Annotated in this window: 3 protein-coding genes; 1 reads left to right on the forward strand and 2 read right to left on the reverse strand. The window is 51.1% G+C overall.

The annotated features are described in order from the left end of the window. The coding region (gene pyrF / locus J0895_RS20245; RefSeq protein ID WP_242541452.1) for an orotidine-5'-phosphate decarboxylase at positions 1 to 757 on the reverse strand (757 nt) is incomplete at its 3' end. Positions 758 to 783: 26 nt separating this feature from the next. Beyond that, positions 784 to 1,995, reverse strand: coding sequence for a tyrosine--tRNA ligase (gene tyrS, locus J0895_RS20250; protein WP_207089805.1), 1,212 nt, complete (start codon positions 1,993 to 1,995; stop codon positions 784 to 786). A 708-nt stretch (positions 1,996 to 2,703) separates the two neighbouring features. Here tyrS and J0895_RS20255 point away from each other — a divergent pair. Next, a complete protein-coding gene (locus J0895_RS20255; protein WP_207089806.1) occupies positions 2,704 to 4,626 on the forward strand; it encodes a PBP1A family penicillin-binding protein in 1,923 nt (640 codons plus the stop codon). Positions 4,627 to 4,656: the final 30 nt, after the last annotated feature.

The raw sequence follows: 4,656 nt of genomic DNA on the forward strand, positions 1-4,656 counted from the left end.
AAAAGGAGATTTCCTCATTTTCCAATAACTTGCGCGATCGGGCAAACCAATATTGAAAATCCTCTAATAACGGTTCTAGTAGGGTTTTGAGTAAATTGGGTTCGGGAAGATTGGGATTGAGCATGATTTCCAAATAATCGGCCCCGGCTTTAATTGCCTCCCCAGGGGTCATAGCGCGTCGTTGATCTCCCGCTTCTGACCAAGTTGGACGAACTCCGGGACAGACTAACAGAAACTCCGAACCACAAACCGATCGCAATTGTGCCGCCTCGTGAGGAGAACAAACCGCCCCAGGCAAGCCACTCTCTTTGGCGAGTAAAGCCATCTGCAAGGCATATTCGGGCAACTCGACAGGAATTTTGAGGTCAAAAGCTAAATCCCGGGAATTGAGGCTGGTTAACAGGGTAATGGCGATAAGTTTAGGCGCTTTCTCTCCAGCCGTTTCTAATAATGCAGTTTGAGCATCTTTGAGCGCCCTGCGTCCACAAGTGGCATGAATGGTCAGCAAATCGACCTGATACTGGGCTGCTGACCGACAGGCCCCGGCCACAGTGTTGGGGATATCGTGAAATTTCAGGTCAAGAAAAATCCGTTTTTGACGAGTTTTGAGTTCAGACAGAATGCTGGGACCGGAACTGACAAATAGTTCTAGTCCAACTTTCCAGAAGGAGACCTCGGGAAGGGCATCCATCAGGGTGAGGGCATCGGTTTGAGTGGGGACATCCAGGGGAACGATAATGCGATCGCAAACAGACATAATTACAGGGGAGAGGGGGACAAAGGTTAGGACTGGACTAGGCGCACGAATTTCTTTTTACCGACTTGTAAAACCTTATGATTGAGGTCAGCGGGGGATGCAAAGGAGAGATTTTCATCAGCAATGCGATCGCCATCCAAACGCACGGCCCCCCCTTTAATCTGGCGACGCGCATCAGAACTACTGGCGCATAACCCACTCAGATTGAGGATATAAAACAGTTTGGCGGGAAATTCCACCCCCGCTAACGAAAATTCGGGGACCGCTTCAGCTTGGGTGGCATCTCCTTGGACCAAGGTTTCCGCTGCAAGTCGGGCCTCCCTTGCCGCCTCTTCCCCATGTTGATGCGCCACCACCGTGGTTGCCAGTAATTTTTGGCGATCGCGGGGGTTTTCCGGTAACTCGTCCAACGCTAAGGGCGTTAACAGTTCAAAATATTCCTCAATCAGGGAGTCGGGAATCTTTTCCAACTTGGAATACATCGATAAGGGGTCTTCTGCTAAACCCACATAATTATTCAGGGATTTAGACATCTTTTGGCTGCCATCGGTCCCCAGCAAAATCGGCATGAGGAGGCCAAACTGAGGGACCTGGCCGAAATAGCGCTGTAAATCCCGTCCCACGGCGATATTAAATTTTTGGTCCGTACCGCCGAGTTCGACATCGGACTGAACTGCGACAGAATCATATCCTTGCATCAGGGGATAGAGAAACTCATGGAGGTAGATGGGGTTGCCTTTCTCGTAGCGATCGGCGAATCCCTCTTTCGCCAACATTTGTCCCACAGTCATCGTGGTTAAGAGTTCCTGAATTTTGGCTAAATTCAGCTTGGACAACCACTCAGAGTTGTAGCGAATTTCTAGGCGTCCGGGGGTATCGAAATCTAAAATAGAACGAACTTGGTCGAGATAGGTTTGGGCATTGCCCTGGACATCTTCTGCGGTGAGTTGGCGACGGACTTCTGATTTGCCGGTGGGGTCGCCAATCTGGGCGGTAAAGTCCCCGATAATTAAAACGGCAGTATGACCTGCGTCTTGAAACGCCCGCATTTTTCGCACGGGAATGCTATGACCCAAATGGATATCGGCACCGGTGGGGTCGATGCCTAACTTAACTCGTAAGGGGCCCTCTGCACGGTGCAGACGGGCAACCAAGGACTCATTGGGGTCCGGGGATTCGGGTTGATTGGGAAAAATTTCGCTGACACCACGGTGCAGCCAAGCTAAACTTTGATTCAAGGGTTTTAATTGAATTGTGCCAGGTTGTACAAATGCGTCAGGGGGTGGGTGACTTACAAGTTTACCTAAAAAATTAGGTAATCCTTGTGCTGCGAGATCGTCAACCGAACTGGGCAAGGGGTTAGGGGGTAAACCACAACCCTGCACCCATCATAAAGAATTTTGGTTCCTTATCTTGGGATGGTTGACGTAATCATGGGTTTAGGCTTTGAAGATTACTATGAATTGCCAAAATCAGTGAGTTAGGGTGGGTTAGACCTGGGAGAACCTGGGAGAAAAACAGTTTAGTCCCGCCCACTGCGTCAAGATGGCGATCGGGCCGTCCGGATGATTGGATTGGGAACTTGTCGATCTAATTTTGGGGAAGCAAGCGGTTGGCGTGGGAGCATCCCAATGAAAGCTGCCCTCACCCTAAATCCCTCTCCCAAAGGGGGAGAGGGACTTTGAATCTGGCTCCCCTGCTCTCTTTTTGGGAGAATGGGGCTGGTGGGGGATGAGGGCAGACTGTCCAAACATTGGATGCAAGCGGTTGGGGTTGCGGCAGGATTATCCTAGGGATGATAAACTGCATCGATGAGATTGCTGCCACCAATTGTTAGGCGATCGCGCTAAAATTGCTCCAAAATGACTTGACCTTACCTGTATACCCAGTTGCCTGGTCCGCCTTTCATCCTATTGAGCTTTGATTAGAGAGGAAGTAAAATCGCCGTGTCTACTAACACGATTAGACAAAATCACCCTGGAGACTCCGCACCAATTTTCAGCTTTTTTCATGGCGTCAGCAAAGTCACCGCAGGAACTCTGCTTGGAATGACCATGTTGCTCAGTTCGGTCGTGGCTGGTGGACTGGTCGGCTTGGCTTTGAGCTTCCGCAACCTTCCTGACGTCCGAGTTCTCCGCACCTATGTTCCCACAGAAACGACGTACATTTACGATATTAATGGGACACTTTTAACACGGATTCATGATGAAGCCAACCGGGAAGTGGTTCCTTTAGATAATATTTCCCCGAACCTAAAACGAGCAGTTCTAGCCATTGAAGATAGCCACTTTTACTTCCACCACGGAATTAACCCCGGCGGGGTAATGCGGGCCTTGGTCGCCAACCTAGAGCAAGGGGAGACCGTCGAAGGTGGCTCGACCCTGACGATGCAGTTGGTTAAAAACCTATTTTTGTCCCCGAATCGCTCCTTTAGCCGGAAAGCTGCTGAGGCGGTTCTGGCGATTCGCATGGAGCAAATTCTCGAAAAAAACGAGATTTTAGAATTCTATCTGAATCAGGTGTATTGGGGGCATAACTTATATGGGATTGAAACGGCTTCCCAAAGCTATTTTAATAAGCCGTCCTCGGAGTTGACCCTGGCAGAGGCTGCGATGCTGGCGGGCATCATCCAGGCCCCGGAAGAATATAGCCCCTTTGTCAACTATCCCCTGGCGAAACAACGGCAGGCGGTGGTCCTGGGCCGAATGCGTGACCTGAAGTGGATTACGACAGAAGAGGAAGCTGAAGCTCGTCAGCAACCGCTATTGGTGGGACGAGTTACCTCCTTCGGTCAAAGTAATCTGCCTTATGTCACCGATGCGGTGATTCAGGAGTTGACTCGGCGTTTTGGTCGGGATGCAGTCCTCAAAGGAGGGATGCGCGTTCAAACCACAATTGATATGAATTTCCAACGGATGGCGGAACAAACGGTCCAGCGTTGGCATGAGCGGCTGTATTATCAGGGATTGTTCTATAGTCGCACCAATGGTCAAGTCGCCCTAGTGGCGGTGGATCCGCGCACTCACTTCGTGAAAGCGATGGTGGGGGGTGTGGATTTCCAAAGTAGCCAATATAACCGAGCGATTCAGGCGCGACGGCAAACGGGTTCGGCGTTTAAGCCGTTTGTTTATTATGCGGCCTTTGCGTCGGGTCGCTACGGCCCAAACTCGATTGTCCAGGATACCCCGGTGAGCTATCGAGACGGGAATGGATATTACTCGCCGCAAAACTACGGTGGCGGTTTTTCGGGGGCGGTTTCGATTCGCAAGGCGTTGGAAGTATCTCTGAATATTCCGGCGATTAAACTCGGCCAAGCGGTCGGTTTAAATAAGGTTATTGAAATTTGCCGTTCCCTAGGGATTACCAGTCCGATGGAACCTGTGATTTCTATGCCGTTAGGGGCGATCGATATGACGCCGATGGAAATGGCTGGGGCTTTTGCCACTTTTGCCAGCAATGGTTGGCATTCGGATCCGACCTTTATTGTCCAAGTGACGGACAGCACGGGGAATACTTTGCTGGACAATACCCCGAAACCGAAATTGGTTCTCGATCCTTGGTCGGTTGCCTCTCTCACGAATGTCCTGCAAGGGGTCATTAGCCAGGGAACGGCAACAAGTGCCAGGATAGGCCGTCCGGCGGCGGGGAAGACGGGAACGACTTCTTCTCAGCGGGATATCTGGTTTGTGGGTTATGTGCCTCAGTTGTCCACTGCCGTATGGGTGGGCAATGATGACAACAGACCTTTGGCTTCTGGAGCCACGGGTGGCGGTTTTGTCGCCCCCATTTGGCGAGATTTCATGCATCAGGCGATGCAAGGGAAGCCGGTGGAAAACTTCCCCTCTCCAGGGCAATTTGACCCCCCATAAGTGGGTAGGGCATGGAGGGGTTGACACTCC

Origin of the sequence: Phormidium pseudopriestleyi FRX01 (genome assembly GCF_017313335.1) — a bacterium.
Classification (GTDB): Bacteria; Cyanobacteriota; Cyanobacteriia; order Cyanobacteriales; family Laspinemataceae; genus Laspinema; species Laspinema pseudopriestleyi.